General features: G+C 45.0%; 13 protein-coding genes. 4 read left to right on the forward strand and 9 right to left on the reverse strand.

All coding sequences use genetic code 11. The features are described from left to right. Positions 1-598: 598 nt before the first annotated feature. On the reverse strand, positions 599-2,272 hold the full coding sequence (glgP, locus tag ACO1R6_RS22205) for an alpha-glucan family phosphorylase (protein ID WP_486267433.1): 1,674 nt from the start codon (positions 2,270-2,272) through the stop codon (positions 599-601). A gap of 374 nt (positions 2,273-2,646) precedes the next feature. On the opposite strand from glgP, the gene ACO1R6_RS22210 reads away from it, so the two are divergent. Next, positions 2,647-3,540, forward strand: a complete 894-nt coding sequence (locus ACO1R6_RS22210; protein ID WP_486267435.1) for a universal stress protein — start codon at positions 2,647-2,649, stop codon at positions 3,538-3,540. 129 nt (positions 3,541-3,669) lie between these two features. Here ACO1R6_RS22210 and ACO1R6_RS22215 read toward each other — a convergent pair whose 3' ends face one another. From ACO1R6_RS22215 to ACO1R6_RS22230, 4 genes are all read right to left on the reverse strand, one after another. Continuing rightward, the gene (locus tag ACO1R6_RS22215; RefSeq protein ID WP_486267438.1) at positions 3,670-5,034 is read right to left on the reverse strand and encodes a glycosyltransferase; all 1,365 of its coding nucleotides are present in this window, start codon (positions 5,032-5,034) and stop codon (positions 3,670-3,672) included. 585 nt (positions 5,035-5,619) lie between these two features. Next, positions 5,620-6,387 (reverse strand): LOG family protein, encoded by a 768-nt coding sequence (locus tag ACO1R6_RS22220; protein WP_486267440.1) that lies wholly within the window; start codon positions 6,385-6,387, stop codon positions 5,620-5,622. A 21-nt stretch (positions 6,388-6,408) separates the two neighbouring features. Further along, positions 6,409-7,563, reverse strand: a complete 1,155-nt coding sequence (locus tag ACO1R6_RS22225) for a L,D-transpeptidase family protein (RefSeq protein ID WP_486267442.1) — start codon at positions 7,561-7,563, stop codon at positions 6,409-6,411. Positions 7,564-7,653: 90 nt separating this feature from the next. Continuing rightward, positions 7,654-8,535 carry a universal stress protein gene (locus tag ACO1R6_RS22230; protein WP_486267444.1) on the reverse strand — a complete coding sequence of 294 codons (882 nt, stop codon included), beginning with the start codon at positions 8,533-8,535 and terminating at the stop codon, positions 7,654-7,656. Positions 8,536-9,046: 511 nt separating this feature from the next. Here ACO1R6_RS22230 and ACO1R6_RS22235 point away from each other — a divergent pair. Then, complete coding sequence (locus ACO1R6_RS22235; RefSeq protein ID WP_486267446.1) at positions 9,047-10,567, forward strand: hypothetical protein; 1,521 nt, start codon at positions 9,047-9,049, stop codon at positions 10,565-10,567. Between the two features lie 334 nt (positions 10,568-10,901). Continuing rightward, positions 10,902-12,446 (forward strand): alpha-N-arabinofuranosidase, encoded by a 1,545-nt coding sequence (locus ACO1R6_RS22240; RefSeq protein ID WP_486267448.1) that lies wholly within the window; start codon positions 10,902-10,904, stop codon positions 12,444-12,446. 311 nt (positions 12,447-12,757) lie between these two features. Here the strand turns inward: ACO1R6_RS22240 and ACO1R6_RS22245 are convergent, their stop codons facing one another. The 4 genes from ACO1R6_RS22245 to ACO1R6_RS22260 all read right to left on the reverse strand — a co-directional run bounded on the left by ACO1R6_RS22245 (position 12,758) and on the right by ACO1R6_RS22260 (position 19,580). Then, positions 12,758-14,080 carry an acetylxylan esterase gene (locus ACO1R6_RS22245; protein ID WP_486267450.1) on the reverse strand — a complete coding sequence of 441 codons (1,323 nt, stop codon included), beginning with the start codon at positions 14,078-14,080 and terminating at the stop codon, positions 12,758-12,760. Positions 14,081-14,152: 72 nt separating this feature from the next. Continuing rightward, positions 14,153-14,422, reverse strand: a complete 270-nt coding sequence (locus ACO1R6_RS22250; RefSeq protein WP_486267452.1) for a hypothetical protein — start codon at positions 14,420-14,422, stop codon at positions 14,153-14,155. A 305-nt stretch (positions 14,423-14,727) separates the two neighbouring features. Further along, positions 14,728-18,150: a DUF7133 domain-containing protein gene (locus ACO1R6_RS22255; protein WP_486267453.1), complete on the reverse strand. Its 3,423-nt coding sequence runs from the start codon at positions 18,148-18,150 to the stop codon at positions 14,728-14,730. 599 nt (positions 18,151-18,749) lie between these two features. After that, entirely contained in the window at positions 18,750-19,580 is an 831-nt protein-coding gene (locus ACO1R6_RS22260; protein WP_486267455.1) for a 3-keto-disaccharide hydrolase, read from the reverse strand. 390 nt (positions 19,581-19,970) lie between these two features. Here ACO1R6_RS22260 and ACO1R6_RS22265 point away from each other — a divergent pair, with 390 nt between their 5' ends. Beyond that, complete coding sequence (locus ACO1R6_RS22265) at positions 19,971-20,744, forward strand: creatininase family protein (RefSeq protein ID WP_486267457.1); 774 nt, start codon at positions 19,971-19,973, stop codon at positions 20,742-20,744. Positions 20,745-21,082: the final 338 nt, after the last annotated feature.

Below are 21,082 nucleotides of genomic sequence, written 5' to 3' on the forward strand. Positions count from 1 at the left end.
AGAGAATCTTCCAGAAGGTCTTCACTCCACCGACTGCTGTAATTACCTCTTAGTTACCGCTGTTCTAATTTAACTCAATAATTTAAGCAAGCATATTTCACAGCATTGAACGTCCCCCTTCGGAGGGGGTAGGGGGAGGATTACACGAACCAAAAACTTCTTTTTCCCAATCCAGCCATTTTGCAACATTCCGGTTCAGCCGCAACTCCTTCCCTATTCTAGGGAAGGTGCCCGCAGGGCGGAAGGGTTAACCACAGCAACTTAAATAAAAAGTATTGTAATTTAATAACCGTCAGACCACTCCCCCATCTCCTGGAGCTAATCTGGCAGGGAAACTTTTAGGAACCGCTAAAGGTGAAAATTGAGGTGCTTTGTGCATCTTTTGAAAACTTGCTCCATTCTATTTACAAGTACTTTGTATTTACCCCTACCAGATTAGCCTTTAAAAGAGCCAGGAATGATTATTTGTTTAACGGCTTGCTTAACCCAACCACTGGTTTAAATAAAAAGCCTCTGGCGATAAACAGCAGAGGCTTTTTAGATACGTGGCAGATTTTAAATAAATATTTTACGGCTATTCTAGTCTAAGAACTAAGGACTACTTTCCTTTATCAGTAAACGCTACCTGGTATATATGGCGGTAATATTCGTCGGCCATGCGGTCGGCACCGAACATAGGAATAACATCGCGCATGCTTTGTTTCATGATGTGTAGCCATTGGCTGCGTTTTTGGTAATAAGCCGGAATAATATCGTTTTCCAGGATCTGCATCATGTTTTTATAGTCTTGTTCGTCCTGCTCAAACTCCGGCAACGAGGTATCTACCACCGGAAACAAAAAGCTGTTTTCGCCGTGGCGACCAAACTCAGGAATCCAGCCATCTTGTACGGTAAAGTTTATAGCCCCGTTCATGGCGGCCGTCATGCCGCTGGTACCGGAGGCCTCGCGCGGACGACGCGGTGTATTCAGCCAAATATCGGCCCCCATTTTTAATTTGCGCGATAACTCAATCTCGTAACCGGTTAAAACCGCAAAATTATTTTTACCAACCGATAGCTTTACCAGTTTGTTAAACACATCTATAGCACCCTGATCGAAGGGATAAGGTTTGCCGGCCCAAATTACCTGTACGGGTCGGCCTTCGTGGCTAATTAAATCGAAGAAACGGTGTAAATCGCGGAGTAATAAATCGGCGCGTTTGTAACCGGCAAAACGGCGGGCCCAAACAATCGTCAGCACATCGGTCCGGAATAATTTACCGGTTTGGTCGGCTACCACCTCAAACAAAGGCTTTTTCATTTCGGCTTTGCGTTGTACCAGGGCTTCGTCGTTGTTGGCATCCAGGGCTTGGCGCAGTTCTACATCTTGCCAGAAAGGTACATTTTGCGCGTTGGTAATGGCTTTTATTTCGCAGATATTCTCATTTCCGGCCCACATGTCGCGGGCTACTTCACCGTGTAACTGTGATACACCGTTGGCCACTTTGGCCAACCGCAGGGCCGCCAACGTATGGCTAAACATATTGCCGTGCATACCGGTAATAAAACGGGCTTCATCTACGTGCACCCCGCCAAAGAAAGTCATTTTATTCAGTAAATACACTTCGTGCTCTTCGTTACCGGCTTTCTCGGGGGTATGAGTGGTAAATACCAGGCGCTTTTTTACTTCGTTTAAGTCGCGGCATTTTTCGTAGAGGTAAAAGGCCAACGGCAAAGCATGGGCTTCGTTCATGTGGTAAATGGCTGCCCCGCCCAAAGCCTCTACCACTTTGGCTCCACCTACCCCCAGTACAATGCTTTGGGCAATGCGGGCGGCGGCATCGGCATCGTATAATTTATGCGTAATGGTCTGGCTTAAATAATCATTTTCCGGAATATCGGTGGTAAGTAAATACAAGGGCACCGTGCCCAGACTTTCGGGTTTTAACACCAGGGCTTTTACCCAAACAGTATTGCCATGAATGGTTACGGGTACTTTAATGCCGGTATCTTCCAGAAAAGTATAATATTTTTCCATGAACTGCGCCCGCATGGTTTGGTCGTCGTTGCGTACTTGGTCGTAATAACCGTATTTCCAGAGTATGCCAATGCCAATCAGGTTCTGGTGCAGGTCGCGGGCACTGCGCATGTGCGACCCGGCCAAATAACCCAAACCGCCCGAATAAATTTTCAGGGCCTGGTGTATGCCAAACTCCATACTAAAATAAGCTACCCGCTCGCTGTATTTCTCGTTTATATCATAAGGATGATACCACTTGCTGTATTGTGACATAGAAAATATTTAAATAAAAATATAATGACTAATGATAAAGGAAAGCCTGTTTTATTTTATAAGAATAGGTAATTCTTTTTACATATAGTAATTTTTTTATTTAAGTGCTCTTCTATTAACCGCTAAATCTAAACCCGGATTATTATTACATTTTCACTTTTATAGAGGCTGGCACGGGCAGCTAAAATCCGTTTATCCAACAATTTACGCCTGTAAAATTGCTTTCCCGTCCAGACCAATCTACTGATATTTATCAGCGGGGTTACTAACCAACATCATTGGCGACGCCATAGGGCTTTTCTACCTTTGAAAAAGCAGCGAGACACCTTTCTACGCAAAACCAAATAAAGGTAAACTCTAATAATTTCAGGTTTATGAAAACGATACTGGTTCCGACCGATTTTTCCGATAACGCAAATAATGCTTTACATTACGCTGCCGCCATGGCCCGCCAGGCCAAAGGCAAAATAATTATAGTACACGCCATAGATTTACAGGTTTTCAGCGACGACTGGGGCAAAGTAGTTATGCGGCCCGATGCCCGCTTAGAACCTTTTTATTACGAGAAGTTAAACCAACTGGCAGCCCAAATACGCCGGGAACATGGTTTTACTTTTATTGTAGAAATGGTTTGTGTGCACGGGGCACTTATTCCGCATTTAAGATCTTTGGTGCAACGCAAAGGCGTAGACCTGGTGGTAATGGGCACCCAAGGCGCCAACACCCTGGGCCGTAAGGTTTTTGGCACCCAAACGGCTACTTTTATCCGCGAAGCCAGTTGCCCGGTATTGGCAATTCCGGCCCAAACCCACTACCAGGAAATTAAAACCATTGTTTATGCCTCTGACCTGGAGCGCGAAGAAAGCTTATTTCTGAACCCACTGCACCGGTTTATTAAAACTTACGCCCTGGCCTTAACCGTTTTAAATATTAAAACCGACGAACAATTAGATATTGTAGCAGACCACCAGGTGCTGGAAGAAATAAAAGCTGGTTTGCCCGCTACAGATTTTAAAGTAGTGCAAATGCAGCATGCGAAAGTAGTGGCTGGTATCTGGGAATATGTAAATACAGAGCACCCCGATGTACTGGCCATTTCGCTCCGACAACGTGATTTCCTGGAAACCATTTTACACGACAGCGTTTCTGAGAAAATACTCTATCAACACCAGATTCCCCTTTTAACTTTGCCGGAAAAACTGGTTACCCTGGCCGAAGAAGAAACTAATATCATACAAAAACAGGTCGCTGCTGTTGCCAACGTTTAAATATAAAGCCGCTGCGGCGGGTAACATCACATAAAAAACAAACCACCTTAGCTGTTACTAATGCAACGGCCAGGGTGGTTTATTTTTTTAGGGTTTACTTTTACTTAAAAAACGTACAGTTGCTTTACTTTAAGCAATCGCTACTTCTTTTTCTGATTTGATAGCCGGCAATACTTTAGCTTTTTCTATAGTTTTAGAACCCATTTTTTCGCCTAAAACTTCAGTCACGTATTTTTCGCACAAAGCCAAGGGATTGTATTGGTTAAACTCCTGGTTCAGCTTTACAACATTGTTTTTATACACCGGGTTAGCGAGTACCTGTTCTACATTTAAGCGCATTTGCTCCGGTGTAGGGTTTTCGGTTTTCAGGTTAATGCCCAGTTTAAAATAACCTAGGCGGGCATTTATTTCGTTTTTACCTTCGTGTACGCCGGCTACCACCATGGGCAACTCGTTCTGGATGCTCAGCAACACGCCGCCGTAACCACCGTTGGTTATGTACACATCGGCCAAAGGCATTACTTCGTTAAACGGAATAAAATCTTCAATAATAATATTTTGCTGCGGATACCGCTCTTTTAATACCTGCGTACCCGCGCCGCCGGTGGTGGCAATTACCAGCCGATCGCTGTTTTTAAAAGCCTCTAAGGTTGGAATTAAAATTTTCTCCGGGTCGGTTTCTACGGTGCCTTGGGTAACCAAAATAACCTTGGGGTAAGCCATTACTTTTTCGTGGTACCGGAAACCGGCTTTCTGTTTTTTACTGTACGGCAGCAATGGCCCTATAAACCTAATATTTTTGCTTAAATCGCTGCGCTGGTACTCAAAGCCAGGTGTACCGCTTTGCAATACCAAATCAGATTTGCGGTAAAGCATATCAAACAAACTGCAATTCTCGTGTTTAATGCCGTACTGGTTAAATATTTGCCGCATTAATTTATTCGATTCGGCAAATAAAACTTTGTCGGCAAACAGGCGCATTAAATCTTGCTTGCGTTTGCCCCAGAAACTAACAGATGGAGTAATAGCCAAGCCATTAGGAGCTAAATCTTTCGAGGTTTCGGCCAGCGGAAAAACGCCCACCGAAATAATGGGTTTGTGCAATTTTTCGCGTACAAACGGTATCCCGGTAAAAGCAATATCGGCAATGAGCAAATCGAAGTTAAAGGTTTCGTTTATTTCTTTTATGTCGTCGTAATATTCGGGGCCCCGGCGTAAAAAGGCGTGTTCAATATCAAATTTAAGTTTACTTACCTGGCTCTTACAATTTTCCCGCTCCGGGAATAAGGTATTTATATCGGCTGAAGAAAAATCAAGGGCATGCTGTAAAGGATAATACGGAATATTCAGGCTTGTAATCTTTTCTTCGTACCGCCGACCGGTGTACCAGCGCACATCGTGGCCCAGGCTTTTTAAATGAACAGCTAGCCCGGTAAGCGGATTGAAATGTCCATCGGCAGGGAAATTGGCGAATAAAATTTTTTCGGTTTTCATAGTTTTATAGTTTTAGCGATTGGTTTTAGAGATATTTCGGTTGCAGTTAAAAACTACTTGATTGGTTTATTCTATATCTTGAATATCAGGCACTTTACCCGGCAGCAGTACAAAGTTGGGCAATAAAACAGGCCGCTAAAAATAATTGTAGACCAGCGACAGAACTAAAGCCCTGAATGCCAAATTTTACCAGTTAAATACCTAACTTATAATTATTTAAGATTAGCTTAAGCAGCCGAGCGCGCAGAACCGCGATACCCGGCCTGCATCGAAAAAAATTAGCACTGTTATTAAGCGTTAAATACTACCGGGCAGGCTACTGCAGCCGGAACTAGTTTGCCAATACACAGCCACCGAAAAGATAGCTTTAGATAAAAAGAAAGGTTTTAGAAGAGTTAATCAGAGGTGCTAGACAAGCGCAATAATTTTTAGATTTAATGCGGAAAAACAAAAAAGCACCGCAGCGAGCAGTGCTTTTTTGTTTTTCCGCTACGAAGGAAAACCTGGCCGTTTTTAACCGGTTTTCCCTCGCAGATTAACTAAGGTGCGGTTAATATTCCCAACCCGAAATCTTACCCAGAATACTTATTTTTCTTCTCCCAGCCAGGCCAGAGGTTCGAGTTTACGGCGTTTCAGGCCGAAAGGCGCAATGGCGTAATTTTCGAGATGGGCCACGGCTTCTTCTACCGAATCGGTAAGCAAAAATAAATTTAAATCTTCGGGGTTAATGGTACCTTCGGCGGCCATTTTCACAAAATGGTCGTACAGGGCGGCATGGTAATCTTTGCCCAACAGCACCACCGGAAACTTTTTCATTTTTCGGGTTTGGATAAGCGTTAAGGCTTCAAAAAATTCGTCTAACGTACCCAGCCCACCGGGCATTACCACAAACCCGTAAGAATATTTAGAGAGCAATACTTTCCGGACAAAGAAATATTTAAAGTTAATCCATTTATCGAGGTAAGGATTAGGGTGTTGTTCGTGGGGCAGTAAAATATTGCACCCTACCGATAGCCCACCACCTTCTTTAGCGCCCCGGTTAGCCGCTTCCATAATACCGGGTCCGCCCCCGGTCATGGTGGTAAAACCTAGTCGGGCCAGGGCGTAACCGGTGGCTCGGGCTTGCTTATAAGCCGGATGTTCCTGCCCGAAACGAGCCGAGCCAAATACGGTAATACAAGGGCCAATAAAATGCAAAGCCCGAAAACCCCGGATAAACTCCAGCATTACTTTCAGCAGAAAAAAGAATTCGCGTTTCCGGGAATGAGGACCTTCTAAAAAATAGCGCTCTTCGGTAGCGTTGGTTTGGGTCTGCGGTGCCGGTAAAACAGGTTCTAAAACGGGGGTAGCCATATAGGTAAAATTTGTATTCGGTTAAAGATTAAAAGAAATTAAGTTATCGCGTTGGTAAATATCGTTGCGGAACTGCAGGGTGCCGTCGGCAGCCACCCAGGCGGTAAAATAACCTAACTGGATGGGCACAGGCTTGGGTAAATACATTATTTTATCGGGGGTATTTTGTCGCAGTACATTGGCCGGCACCGGATTTTGCCAATCTGGGCTAAGTAAATAAGTGGCTAGTCTTTCGGGATTTTGCACCCGCACGCAGCCGTGGCTATAAGCCCGCACCGGATGAGAGAACAAGTTTTTAGCCGGAGTATCGTGCAGGTAAATATCGTACGGATTGGCAAAAATAAATTTTATTTTCCCCAAGGCATTCCCGGGGCCAGGGCTTTGAATGACCGTTAATTTATTAGCATCTAAGGTACTCGCATTTAACGTACTGGGGTTTAGGGGTAGTTTATTGCCTTTATTATCTTGCTGGTACAAGGTCATGTGGTTACGGTTCAGGTAATGGGGGTCGGTTTTCAGGAGTGGCAATATTTCGCGCTGAATAATGCTTTTGGGCACATTCCAACTGGGCTGTAGTACCAGGTAACTAATTTTACTAGCCAGCGGCACGGTTTGGTACGCTTTACCAGAAAGGCCTACAATTACGTTTGTCTGCCAGATTACCTGCCCATTGGGTAAAAATAAGTACAACATATAATCCGGAATATTTACCAGTATCAGCGGAAAAGTAGTTTCGGCAAGGGCCTGCCAACGGCTTATGTTAACTTCTATTTGTTTTATCCGTTCGGCTGGCGGCACATTTAAAGCCATCAGGGTGTGGGCTCCCACTACGCCATCGGCGGTTAGGCCGTGCCTTTGCTGGAAACGTCTTACGGCTGCTACCAGGTCAGGGCCAAAATAAGTAGTGGCCGAATCGGTAGGCTGGCTTAAATCGCCGGTTAAAAGTAAGTTGTTTCGCAGCAAAGCAACGTAGGAGTCGGTACTCCAGGGCTTTAGGCAAATAGTAAGAGGGAAATGGGCCCAGGTATTTGTTTCCGCAATTTTTTGATAGTGCGTGCGATTATTTAATAAAAGTTCGGGCTGGGCCTGTATCCAAGGTTTCGTTGGCTGGGCCGCTAAGGGGCAGGTAATCCCATACCCCAAAAACAACGCTATCCATAACCAATTCCAAATCATTTTAATCTAATAAACTTAATTACTCCAGGGTGCCAGCCGGCTTTTAAACCGGGCAAATTTGTTACTAAAAAGCAGCTTTAGTCGCACCATTTAAAGCGTAAAATCCTGATATTCTATAGTTTTAACTTGTAAAGCGGGTTTCCGGTAAGATTTTTCGGGTAAGGTTAGCAAAGGCAAGGCAGCCTGGTACACCAACTGTTTAGAAATGCTTTTATGCAATAAATTCTCCAGCACGCTGCGTTCGTGCAATGACACCGCCAGTACATCGGCGTGGTTATCGGCTACAAACTCCTGTAAGGCCCGCACCACGTTTTTCTCCTGAATTTGCGCAATACTGTAGTTCTTTTCCGGGAACTCTTTGGTTATATTCCGGACTACCTGGTTATCGGAGAAAATATTCAGTTGGCGCTCGGTTAAAATATTGATTACGGTAACTTCGGCGTGGAGCGGCTCGGCCAAAGAGAATAATTGTTCCAGAAATACCTTTTCATCAGATTCAAAATCAGAAGCATAAGCTATTTTTTTAATACCAGTAAAAATAGCCCCGGCCGGAATAGCCAGTACCGGGCAGGCTGCGTCTTTCATAAACGATGAGGTATTGGTTCCTACCAGTTTATCTAAAAAGTTAGTGGCACCCCGGGTACCCATTACCACCAAATCTGCAGCTTTGGTTTTTACCAATTCGTTTAAATTGGCCAGAAAATAGCCGTACTGGCAAACGGTTTCTATTTGTAGCTGAAAGCCGTAGGTTAACCGCAACGCCTGCGCTGCTTTTTGCAATTCATTTTTATATTCCGCTTCCAGTTCGGCATCCGGCGAAAAAACAATGCCACTTTCTACAGGAGTAACCGGCAGGTTAATAATGTGGGCAATAATTAATTTTCCGCTTACCTGGTAAGCCAAGGCAGCGGCGTACTGCAACGCATTTTGGGCGTTTTTAGAAAAATCGGTAGGTACCAGAATCGTTTTCATGAGGCTAGGCTTTAGCGTTTTATAATAAATATATAGACACCATACCCAGATTTTTCCGGGTTACGGTATTAGTATAAAATTAAATGCCAGCACACTTTTAAGTAATGACGGGCGTATACCTACGACATGATATTTATCATTTGGCGAAAGTGGGCAGAAAAGATTGTTTAAAATTTAAGCTTTAGCTGGTTTAAACCATTAATATTTAATATTATAGGCTTGCAGCAGAATTTCGGAACTACCCGTAAAAATCAAAGTACCAAAAACTGTTCTAGTTGCTTAAGCAGCAATGCTATTACAGGGAAAATATACCAACACCCAGAACATCAGGCTCGCTAATACCCGCTGAATCAAGCTGTAGTTAGTTGAATAAGATTTATTAGTTTCAGTTTCACCCAATAATCACATAAAAAACCATTATTCCGGTATTAAAATCCAGGTAATTTTTTTAGTACAAGCAAAAGCCTATCGCAAGCGCCATACATATTCCGGACAAAGCAGAAAAATGCCTATGTTTAACCAGATAAAATATTCAAAAATATGCACGCTACGCCAGCCAATTACCCTGCTCTATTTTATCGTGGCGCTGCTTTCCTGCTCTAAACCGGTTTTACCGGGCAACCGGCCAGGTGCTTCTGATTTGGGTAAGGTTGAGATGCGGCAGGAAATTAGCCAGTACGGCATAACCTGGACTTTTGATAAGCCCGTGCCGAGCGGACAATTTATTACTGGCGATTGGTGGGTAGTTGGTCCGGTAACTATTGTAAAAATTACCCCCGCACCGGGCCCGGTGCAACCAGAAGAATCCAAAATTAACATTAATCACTGGGGCGATACCAGCCTGAAAACCGACACCTCTATGCGCAACGGCTCCATGGTGGTACTGCGAGTAGGCAACGGGCAAAGCTACGATTCCCGGTCCAATTCTTACAGTCCGCAGGATATAATCAAACTGCCGCTGCAGCTACCGCCCAACCGTTCCTTAATTTCTTCTATCAGCAACACCTCTTTACCCGTCGATAATTTTGCAAAGAATATTTTGCCCGAATCAGAAAAGAAATGCCAGGTAGTAATGAAAGCCGCCGCCGTATTAACCTGTTTAGCTGCCGTGCCGCCGCCCGATGCGTTCCGGCCACCTTACGCCGGTACCGAGAAACCAATTTTCCGGGCAAAAAATATAAACTGGCAAAAACTACCTAAACTAAAAGCGGCGGGCGAAGTACCTGACTGGGCTGAGTTTGAACGCTATCTTCAGCGCCCCTGGTTAGACCACCTGATGAGTTGGGAACAGCAGGAACTGGTACCAAACGAAAATGGCCCCAATTATGGCCGCGAACATGCCCGCATTGTATCCATGGCCAGTTTAATGCTTTTGCTGGATGTACCGCAAAAACAAAAAGAAAAACTAACCATTGGTTTAATTCAGCGGGGCATTGATTTGTACGGGTTAGCCCAGGCAGGTGGCTACTGGAACGAAGGCGGCGGCCACTCCAGTGGTCGCAAGTGGCCCATTGTTTTTGCCCGCCTAATGCTGGAGAATCCTACCTTACTGCAACTCCCCGAAACGGCTTTTTTCCAGGAAGATACCCAAACGTACTATGGTAAAGGCTGGTTTGGGCAAACGGCTTTGTACTGGATGGTGATGCACCACGGCAAACGCGATCGCTACGAAGAAAAGCGGCCTGAACAGTGGGAGAAATGGGACAAGACTTCGGAAAGTTACCGTTTGTGCTGCAATGCGGTAGCCTGGACCGGCACCGCCTTAGCCGCGCGGTATTTAAAAGCCATTAAATTGTGGAACCACGATGCGTATTTCGATTACGTAGACCGCTGGATGCGCTTAGACGCCCCGTATGCCAGTGCCCGGGGCAACTATCCCCGTCCCCAAGCCGAGACAACCACCTTCGACCCGTTTGTAACAGCTATGTGGCGGGCCCACCGCAACCAGGCACCGCAACAACCAATGGCGGGCAACCACCGCATGTGGGTTTGGCAGGGCAACAAAGGCGCCTGGATACCTAATCCCAGGTAAGTGCTGCCCATATTTTTATTCTTCTATCTGCGCTCACCGGTAAAATTTAATTAAATATGCGTTTCTGCAGCGGTATAAAATCAGATTATTTTATAACCGCTTGCAGCCCCAACGAAGCATTTATTTTCATAAATCTAAAAGGTAAATTTAATCCGGAGAGAAATATTTTCTAGTAAACAGAAGCTGCTACTAAGATTTGTTGCCGATAAAGCATCGGGTTTTAACTTTTAGGTGTTAAGTTTACACTTAGAAAATTAAACCTTGTTTTTGGCTATTATTTTCGTTTTTTAATCTCAGTACATTATTCCATCACCCGATTAATTTTAGCAGTAGTATGAAAAAAATTTTATTAAGCGTAGGATTGTGGTATTGCAGTTTAGCAGTTTGGGCGCAGAATACCGGCGAGCTAAAAGTACAAACCAGCCCTGACAAAGTAATTAACCGCCATATTTACGGCCATTTTGCCGAACACTTAGGCCGCTGTATTTACGGTGGCTTTTACGTAGGCGAAAACAACACCAAAATTCCGAATACCCGCGGTATACGAAACGACGTGGTAGATGCCCTGAAAAAATTAAAAATACCCAACTTACGCTGGCCTGGTGGCTGCTTTGCCGATACGTACCATTGGAAAGACGGCATTGGTCCCAAAGAGCAACGGCCTACCATTGTAAACAACTGGTGGGGCGGCGTAACCGAGAACAACAGCTTTGGTACGCACGATTTTCTGAATATGTGCGAACTGCTGGGCACCGAGCCTTACCTGGCCGGTAACATGGGGAGCGGTGCCGTGCAAGAACTAGCCGATTGGGTGCAATACGTAAATTTTGCCGGCGAAAGCCCCATGTCTAAACTGCGCCGGCAACACGGCCGCGACCAACCCTGGAAAGTACGGTATTGGGGCATTGGCAACGAAGCCTGGGGTTGCGGCGGCAACATGACCGCCGATTACTACGCCAACGAATACCGCAAATACGCCACCTTTGTATCAGATTGGGGCAACTCCGGCGGGCTGTTCCGGATTGCTTCCGGCGCTAATTCCGCCGACTACAACTGGACCGAGGTACTCATGAAAAATATTCCAAAAAACTTGATTGAAGGCGTAGCCCTGCACCACTATTCCGTAATCGATTGGGATAAAAAAGGCCCGTCTACCACTTTTAATGAGCAGCAATATTTTACCACCATGCAACGCGCTTTGTTTATGGATGAGCTTATTCAGAAACATACCGCCATTATGGATAAGTACGACCCGCAGAAAAAAGTAGCTTTAGTGGTAGACGAATGGGGTGGTTGGTACGACGTAGAACCCGGCACCAATTCGGGGTTCCTGTATCAGCAAAATACCATGCGCGACGCCATGATTGCCGGCGCTACCTTAAATATTTTTCATAAATACTGCGACCGCGTACGGATGGCAAACCTGGCCCAGGCCATTAACGTGCTGCAAGCCGTAATCCTGACGGAAGAAGAAAAGATGCTGCTCACCCCTACTTACCACGTTATGGAGATGTATAATGTACACCAGGATGCTTCGCTCCTGCCCCTTACCGTAAATAGCAACGATTATACCGTTGGCAACGCCAAGTTACCTGCTGTTTCGGCTTCGGCTTCGCGCGATAAAAATGGTTTGGTGCACGTTTCGCTCGTAAATATTGATGCTAAAAAAGCCCAGGGAATATCTTTAAATATTGATGGCGCTAAATTTAAGTCGGTGAGCGGGCGCATACTTACGGCTAAAACCCTGCAAGACCACAATACTTTTAACGAGCCCAACAAAATAAAACCGGCAAACTTTAAAGATGCGAAACTAAAAGGCAGCAGCCTGAACGTGACCATACCGCCTTTCTCGGTAATTGTGCTGGAATTAAAATCTTAATTTATTCCGGAGTAACTGTCTTAATGCTGGCGCGGGCGTGCTTTGCCCGCGCCTTTTTTCTCCGGCATTCTTCACAATAACTTTACGATATGGAAAAGCATTAACTGCAACGCAACTGTTCCCTTGAGGGGACCGAAAGGGAGTTAGCCGTTTAGATTGCACTGTTGTAATTGATTTATTTAGAATACCCCTCTGTATCTCCCCTGAAAGGGAGAATTTGCTGCGTAGCCAATGGTGTTGCGAAAGCCCACACCTTTTTCAATGTATCTGGCTAAAGGTTTACACCATTGGCAAAAGCCTAAAAGCCAAGCTTACTTTCCCTGCTGTTCCGTTTTTTCTACTTGCTGCTTCAGCCATGCAATTGACTCCTGGTTCGTTTCTTCAAAACGCCAGTGCCCGGATATGGGCGTAATGGCAATGGTTTTGGGGGCTTTTATGGCATTCACGGCCGCATATACCGAGGTGGGCGGACAGGTATTGTCGTTGTAGCCCCAGGAATAAAAACCCGGTACGGTTAGCTGCCGGGCAAAATTCACGACATCGTAATAGCCAATGGTTTTAAGTTTTTCGGGGGTGTTGTTAACTGGTTGGTTGCGCGGACTTAGTAAATGGGGCCAGCCACCAGCCCGGCCGTGTAAATAACCTGTTATGTCGCTCAGGGCTGGGTAAAAGGCCGCCAGGGCTTTTACCCGTTTATCTAAAGCCGCCGTAACAATAGCCAAAGCCCCACCCTGGCTACCACCCGTAACTACTACATTCCTGCCATCAAATTCCGGTAAGCTGCACAAAAAATCAATCGACCGCACACAGCCCAGGTATACGCTTTTGTAGTAATAATTATCGCGGTCGTCGAGCTTGGTTAACCAGTAATCCCCAAAAGCATTACTAATGTTGGCATACGTTTGATTATCGAGCAAAGGCGATATGCCGTGAATTTCTATGCTAAAGCTGATAAACCCCTGGTCGGCGTAAGCGGTGCTGGGGCTCATGGGCTTAACCCCCGCGCCGGGTGGCGAGAACAAAACCGGGTATTTGCCGGGCGCTTTGGGTTTGGCCAGGTACCCAAATAAGCGCTGTCCTTTTCTGTAGTTCTGCAGATTTACCAGGTACACTTCTACGGTAGGTGTAGAATGCTCGGGCAATAGCGTTAGGCGGGCATCCATAGGTATTTTAGCGGCCTCGGCTTTGGCCTGTTCCCAGAATTGGTTAAAATCAGTGGGTAACATGACGGTGGGAATAATTTTTTCGGGTGCGTACGCTACTTTTATCTGGTTGCTGTAGCTCAGGCCCTGATAATCGGTTTTTACAACTAACTGCCGGAAGCCAGGTGCTTTACTGGTGCCCATTTCAATCTTACCTACTCCGTTTTTAAAAGTTAACGTTCCTTTTTTATCGGCCGGCAGCATTTCCGGACCTATTTCATAATTTACAGTTACGTTTTCCAGCGGTACGCCAAACCGCAGCAACCGCACCTCAACGGTAGCCGGTTTACCCACCGCATACTGCCAGTCTTTGGCGTCCGGCGTTAGTACAAAATCAATCAGCTTTAAGGGGGCCGGTGAATTTTGGGCAAGGGCAAAGCAGGAAGAGAAAAGTAGCAATAAGAGAAAGAAGAAGCTTTGAACGTTTTTCATGAAATAGTAAGAATAATAGAAAAAAGGAGCTTTTGGCATCTTTAATTTACATTGAAGCAAAATAGGAATTTATTAAATTTTGCTTTTCCCCAATAGCCCGATATAAAGAAAGCATATGCCTAAAGTTACAATGCCGGCGGTTAAACCGGCCTCATAATTAAGAGAAGATTCTTCCCTGATTAAATAATTATAATTATCATTTTCTTTATAGTTAGTATAGCGTTCAATCTTTAACTCTTCTCCTATTTTAATAGAAAAGTATTTGTGTTTTTTAAATCCGTAGCAGGCTGCAATAGAAGCGAGTAAGGCTAACCCAATTATTATATTGTACTGATTCTTCATACTTATAATTAATATTTAACAACAAAACTCGAAACTAGGATTATAAGCGTTTTTCCTCTAAGACTTACCCTATTATAAATTAAGCCCTTTTGAAATAATTAACTACCAAACAGCTATATATATAAACTAATTTAAATAAACATCAATCCATTATAAACGCAGTTTCCAACCTTATATTTAACTAAATATATTTCTATTTTAACGCCCAATAAAATAAGCATAAAAGAATCGGGCAAAGAAAAATCCGGCACCGGAACTGATAAAAAAATAATCAATTCTGGCGCCGGATTAAAAAATCACTCAGATTAATGTTCTTCTTTTAGTGTTGCCAGGAAGCTCACTACATCGCGAATTTCGCGCTGGGTTAACAGGTATTGCATGTTGGGCATACTAGAAGGAGCATTGGTGCGTTTGGCTACCTGGTCTTTCCGGACAGCCGTTTCCTGGTCGCCTACTTTTACGGTTATCTCGGTTTCATTTTCACCTTGCAAAATACCGCTCACGGTTTTGCCGTTTTTCAGGGCTAAAGTAACAGAGCCAAAACCAGGTGCTAAACGGGCACTAGGGTTAATTACGGCCTCCAGCAGCTGCTCTTTGGATAACCGGTTGGCTACACCATTTAACCTGGGGCCAGCGTTCCCGCCTAAGTCGTCGTAAGAGTGGCACCGGATACATTGGGCGGTTTGGTGGTTGAAGAAAATATTCCGACCCAAACTAACCTGACCACCCGTTAAACTACCTTTAAGCGCTGCTGTCATGGCTTCGGGCGATAATTTAGAATTTATTTCTTTGTGCCGGGCGATTAATGGTGCCGAACCGGTACTGGCAATAGCTTCTTCCAGCTCCAGGTATATTTCGGGCGCCAGCGTACCATTGGCCATTTTGGCTAACAACGCATCGAATGTTTTCTGGCTGTTTTTAACCGGCAATTTGCCTAAGGTTTTCAAAGCGGCTTGTTTTTCTTCGGTAGTGCGGGTATTAATTACATCTGCTAACAGGCTTACCATTTGGTCTTTGGCAATATCGGTTTTGCCCAATAAATCTAACCCAGCTACCCGAACGCTCTTTTCCTGGTCGGCAAGAGCTAATTCAATGGCTTTACCAATTTGTTTATCTTCCATAGCCGCTAAAGACCGTAAAGCTTCTACCCGCATTTCGGGTTTAGCATCACTTTTTAACCGGGTAAATAATTGCGGCGCAGCCTGGGTTAGTTGAAGTTTACCAATGGCTTTAACCGCACTCATGCGCAAAGGCAGCTCTTGGTGGCTGAGCAATTGCATAAAAGGAGCCGTTGCTTTAGTTTTTACCTGAACCGGATCGCGGGTAACTTCGCCGCGGTAACGACCATCTACCCGGTCTAATACCGATGGCTTCGCCCAGGTACTCAGGGCGGCTACGGCTTCGGCCCGCATGGCTACCGGCGCACCTTCTTTCTGCGCATAAGTCAGTAAGTTTTGCATCGCCTCCGGGGTACCAACCCGTAAATTGGCATTAATGGCCCGCCGGATTAAAGGCTCATTCGTAAAGCGGGTTTTCGTGAGTACGTTACCCAAAGCCGGCAAAGCCGCCGGAATAGATAAGTCGTCGTTAATGGCGCGGGCGGCTTCGGTTACTACAAACTCGTCCTGGTCGGTTAAGAAATTAGCTACGCCCGGGTGGCTCATCCGCCGCAAGGCTACTACCGCCGCAATGCGCAAACCTTTATTTTGATGTTTGGCTAAAGCTACAACGGGCTCGGCTTTGTTAATGCGGGCCAAAGCCAAACTACCGGCGTGGCGCAAAAAGGCATCTTCATCGTTGTTAGCTTCCAACATCTGAATAATAGGGGCAATGGCGGGTTCATATTCTATCCGGCCCAACGCTTCGGCCGCGAAGAAACGGGCCCGGCTGTAGTCGTCTTTTAAGATTGGAATTAAAGCTGCGCCGGCCTCTTGGTAACGAATATCGCCCATCCATTTAGCGGCCTGCGCCCGAATTTCGGGGTCTTTGTCTTTCAGCAACGGCATCAGCACTTTGGCGTATTTTTTATCCTGGCGCGCCATCTGGCTAATACCCCAGACGCCGTGCACGCGGGCCAATTGGTTACCGGTTTGTTTAATGCTTTTCTCTAAAACCGAGGCCCCTTTAGTTCCGCGCTTAGCTAACTCGAACTGGGCTTTTTGCCGTACCCGATAATCCGGATTCTTGAGCAAATCGCCTAAGCTTTTCTCGTTGCGTTTGGTAAAATCGGCGGCCAGTAAGGTTTTGGTTAATTTCCGGTCGGCCCAATCTGCGCCTTCGGCATCGTCGAGTTTCCAGATGCGGCCCTGGTTTTTGGTGTTCCAGCCGTTAATCCAGTCGGCTACGTACATGGCACCATCCGGACCAAAATCGATACCGGTAGCCAGAATATTACCTAATATTTTTTTGCTTTCGCCCAACTCAAAAGATGCGCCTTTGGGTTTTAATTTAAAGGCATGAATACCCGAACGGGCGGCATTCCCCACAAATTCACCCACAAAAAAAGTATTTTTATATTTCGGGCTCAAAGCTGTACCGGGGTTATACAACATACCGGCTGGTCCGCTCACGTAGTTGGCAATGGTGGGCGTAATGTAAGCGGCCTGACCTTCAAAGCGGGGCAAATACATTTTTTCATCCATCCAGACTTTGTAGGTATTATTGTCAGGGTCGCGGTATTTACCAAACTGCCAGTTGGTGCGCCAGCCCGTATCGGAGCCGTTTACAATGTAAACCAAGCGTTCTTTTTCGCCGGGGTGGTCGCCATCGTTATCGTGGCTAATCAGGTTGCCGTACTCATCAAACACAAATTCGTGGGTATTGCGGTTACCGTAAGCAAATACTTCAAAGTCGCTGCCATCGGGGTTGGCCCGCACAATTACGCCACTGTTGGGGTGCGCCCATTTTTTACCGGTTTTATCTTGTCCACTATACCCAATATCGCCAATTTGCCAGTAAATTTTGCCGTCGGGCCCCATTTCTATACCAGATAAGCCGTGGCCGCTAAACCCAACGTGTACCCCAAAGCCATGCGCTACGGAAGTTTTCTCGTCCATAATGCCGTCGCCGTTTTTATCTTGCAAGCGCCACAAATCAGGAGCTACAGTCACGTATAAATCATTGCCGTAGGCCATTACGCCGTGGGCTACATCCGTTACTTCTTCGTGAAAATCGTCTACCACCAACTGCCGCATATCAGCTACGCCATCGCCGTTGGTATCTTCTACGCGGTACACGTTTTCATTTTGCACTGTTAAATCACGCCAATCGCGGGAGCCGTCTTTGTTCAGGTCGGCCAGCCAGGTATTTTTGTCACTGTTGCCCGGAGCTAATACGCGGCGTAAAAACTCCCGCCGGTCTTCTACACTTTGCAACCGAATAGATTCAATTTCCCAATCCTGGTGGCCCCGAATATCAAACTCCGAACTTTTTTGCCGGTTGGTACGGGTAAAAAATAAGCGACCCTGGTTATCAACATTAATAGCAATAGGGTCGGCTACCAAAGAATCTACCCCCCACAAGCGTAAATTAAGGCCAGGAGCCAATTCGGGTTTAACCAGCGCTTCTACGGCCTGCGCCATCTGTACGGCTTCGTCGGGTTTTAACCGTTTAATGCTTTTATCGATGGGGTTGTCCTGAAAACCGGATAAGAACAGGGCGGGCAAAAGCGTAGAAACGTATAAGAGTTTTTTATTTTTCTGTAGTAAATGAGGAATCTTTTTTTTCATTTTAATTATTAAAAGCGGTGGGCAGTAAATATTTAGTCGATAAGGGTAATTTTTTAAAGTGCCGGCAAGCAGCCTGTCTGTTTAGGTGCCGTTGAGTATTTCATTAAAAAACACACTATTTTACTTATAACTAATTTAGTTAAATTTTTGCAATTTAAAGATTAATCTACTTTAAAAATCTGGCAAAAATTAATTATTTACGGCTTGTTTGCGGGTAAACTAATATTTTATTGTGGTAACACAAGTGGCGGCATTATTTGCTAAAACCAGTAGTGCATAGTCGGAAATATAAGGCGCTTAACCATTAGCCGAAAAAAAGGAGATATAATGCTGCCGTTCTGGATGTTGTTTTTTGTTGAGTTTGGCAGAATATTATCGACCAATGCAAGGCACAGTTTAGCAAAGGGCACTTAGCTAAAGGATTACACGCTGCTTATTGATAACAACTATTCCGGTTCTTTTTTCTGGTTGATACTTCCCGAAAGAAAATGACACCCTAGTTTAATCAGGTGCCGGATATAAATAGGCAAGAGCCGGATGCTCATTAACTATTTATTACCCGACCAATATTTTAAATCTGAATAAATTGTTTAAATAATTTACTGGGCTGCTACCCGCTTTTCGGCCATTAAGGTTTCTACTACCTGGGCCAGCTTTTTGGGGTTATTTGCATATTTTTCGAGATCAATAATTTCTACTTTCCTAAAATCAACCGGGTGGCTCTCAGATTGTAAAGAAATAGTGCCGGACGTAATCAGTTTGCCTTCCTGGGCACCTTTCTCCGGGTCTAATTGGGGCCTTTCGTAACGCATTACTGGCTCACCGTTTACATAGTGGGCTATTACAGAATCGCCCAGCACCAGTACTTCTACCCGCACCCACTGGTCGCCGTGGTAGGTTTGCGATTTAGAATTGGTGCAGTGCACTTTTACCAATTTATTATTCATTACTATATCGGTGCCGGGCGTACAGCAATTAGCCGTTGGCCGGGTACCAGAGCCATTGCCGCCCAAAAACTGCACCTCAATGGAGTTCGGAAAATCCTGGTCTTTGGTCATGGTGGCCGGGTCCTGGCCATGCAACATGGCGCCGCTGTTCCGGAAAGCCCAACCCTCACCGCCGGGTGCCTGGTTGCCGGTAAACCGATATTCTACCCCCAATAAATAATATCCGTAAGGTTTCTTGTAAAAAATATGCCCGTATTGCCGGTTAAAATTGGTGTATTGGTCGTAGCGCACCACCATATTGCCATTTTCCATCCGGAAAGTATTTCCATAATTATCATTCAGATCATGACCTTTAATTTTAACGGTCCAGCCATCCAGGTTTTTGCCGTTAAATAATTGCTCCCACTTTAAATTACCGGTGGATTTCTGAACAGTACAAGCCGCTAAAAAGATAAAAACGGTGTAAAAGGCTAATTTTTTCAAGGTATTAATAATAGAGGTTAGGCAATAGCAAAGTTTAGGCTAAAGTTCTATAAAAAACCGAAAAAAGAAAGCAGCTTTCCGGATATATCTAATCTGTAACCGCATTGTTTATTTAAACCAACGCACTAAACATTTTTTAAACTTACTAAAAACTTTACATGGATTTTGTTTTTTGTAGAGCAGAAGAAAAGTTGTTTTGGATAGATTTTTTTTGAGAATATAACTGCTAACCCAACCTAACATAATATTTCCGACCAGAACAGGCAGTTGTACCCTAAAAAGTTTGATTAACTCTTTAAAAAACGCTGGTACCGTATTCTTTAAACGTTTACCTTGCTACTTACTAACTTAAACCCACAAAGCGCCTAAATCGCTTTTAATTGAATGTTTATGCATGCACCCCGCCCTTATATTCTGGCCGAAACCAACTGGAAAAACGTTAAAGCAACCCCATACCAGGTAGCTATTTTGCCCTGGGGAGCTACCGAAGCCCACAATTACCACTTGCCTTACAATACCGATGTGGCTCAATGTGATTACGTAGCCGCCGAATCGGCGAGATTGGCCTGGGAACAAGGCGCTAAAGTAATTACCCTGCCTACTATTCCGTTTGGGGTAAACACCGGCCAAATGGATATTACCCTGGATATAAACATGCACCCGAGCACCCAATTAGCCGTGCTGAAAGATGTTGCCCAAGCCTTGGCCGGACAGGGTATTTATAAACTGGTAATTCTGAACGGCCACGGCGGTAATGATTTTAAACAAATGATACGCGAAGTACAGTTGTTATACCCCCAAATGTTTTTGTGTACCATGCACTGGTTCCGGGCCGTAGATTGGAACAAATATTTTGCTGAACCCGGCGACCACGCCGGCGAAATGGAAACCAGTGCCATGATGCACATTGCGCCGCACCTGGTCTTGCCTTTAACCGAGGCCGGCGATGGCAAATTGAATAAATTTAAACTAAAAGGCTTACGGGAAGGTTGGGTTTGGACCCAGCGCGAATGGAGCAAAGCTACCAACGATACCGGCGTAGGCAATCCGGCCCAGGCCACTGCCGAAAAAGGACGCATTTATTTAGAAGCTACTTGTCAAAAAATAGCTGGGTTTCTGGTAGAACTGGCCCACGCCGATATTCAGGATTTATACGAACGGTAGATAATTCTTTACAAGTACTTCTCAAGAAGAGAAGCAGATAATTTTGCCATTCAGGCCTGGCCAAGACAAACCTGAATGGCATTGTTTGCCTTCAGGAGAGGTGTAACAATGTAAATTTATTTATTAAGTTGTATAATGCTTTTACCCCATAAACCAGTCCCGGCCTTTATACAAGAAGCTTTGTGCTGACCAGGCCTAACTAACTTTTATTAAACTTTTCTTAATATAACCCAACCATTAAACAATCGTAAGGCAAAACAGTTAAAAGCTGGAGTTGTAGCAACCACCACTTTTACTACAGGTTAAGTAAAAAACTGAACTACCTAATGAGGGAGTAC

The sequence above is a fragment of the Adhaeribacter sp. genome (assembly GCF_057359045.1).

Coding starts and splice junctions, on each gene's coding strand:
- ACO1R6_RS22235 (WP_486267446.1), top strand. CDS start 9,047: ATGTTTAACCAGATAAAATATTCAAAAATATGCACGCTACGCCAGCCA.
- ACO1R6_RS22245 (WP_486267450.1), bottom strand. CDS start 14,080: ATGAAAAACGTTCAAAGCTTCTTCTTTCTCTTATTGCTACTTTTCTCT.
- ACO1R6_RS22215 (WP_486267438.1), bottom strand. CDS start 5,034: ATGAAAACCGAAAAAATTTTATTCGCCAATTTCCCTGCCGATGGACAT.
- glgP (WP_486267433.1), bottom strand. CDS start 2,272: ATGTCACAATACAGCAAGTGGTATCATCCTTATGATATAAACGAGAAA.
- ACO1R6_RS22225 (WP_486267442.1), bottom strand. CDS start 7,563: ATGATTTGGAATTGGTTATGGATAGCGTTGTTTTTGGGGTATGGGATT.
- ACO1R6_RS22220 (WP_486267440.1), bottom strand. CDS start 6,387: ATGGCTACCCCCGTTTTAGAACCTGTTTTACCGGCACCGCAGACCCAA.
- ACO1R6_RS22255 (WP_486267453.1), bottom strand. CDS start 18,150: ATGAAAAAAAAGATTCCTCATTTACTACAGAAAAATAAAAAACTCTTA.
- ACO1R6_RS22240 (WP_486267448.1), top strand. CDS start 10,902: ATGAAAAAAATTTTATTAAGCGTAGGATTGTGGTATTGCAGTTTAGCA.
- ACO1R6_RS22210 (WP_486267435.1), top strand. CDS start 2,647: ATGAAAACGATACTGGTTCCGACCGATTTTTCCGATAACGCAAATAAT.
- ACO1R6_RS22250 (WP_486267452.1), bottom strand. CDS start 14,422: ATGAAGAATCAGTACAATATAATAATTGGGTTAGCCTTACTCGCTTCT.
- ACO1R6_RS22230 (WP_486267444.1), bottom strand. CDS start 8,535: ATGAAAACGATTCTGGTACCTACCGATTTTTCTAAAAACGCCCAAAAT.
- ACO1R6_RS22265 (WP_486267457.1), top strand. CDS start 19,971: ATGCATGCACCCCGCCCTTATATTCTGGCCGAAACCAACTGGAAAAAC.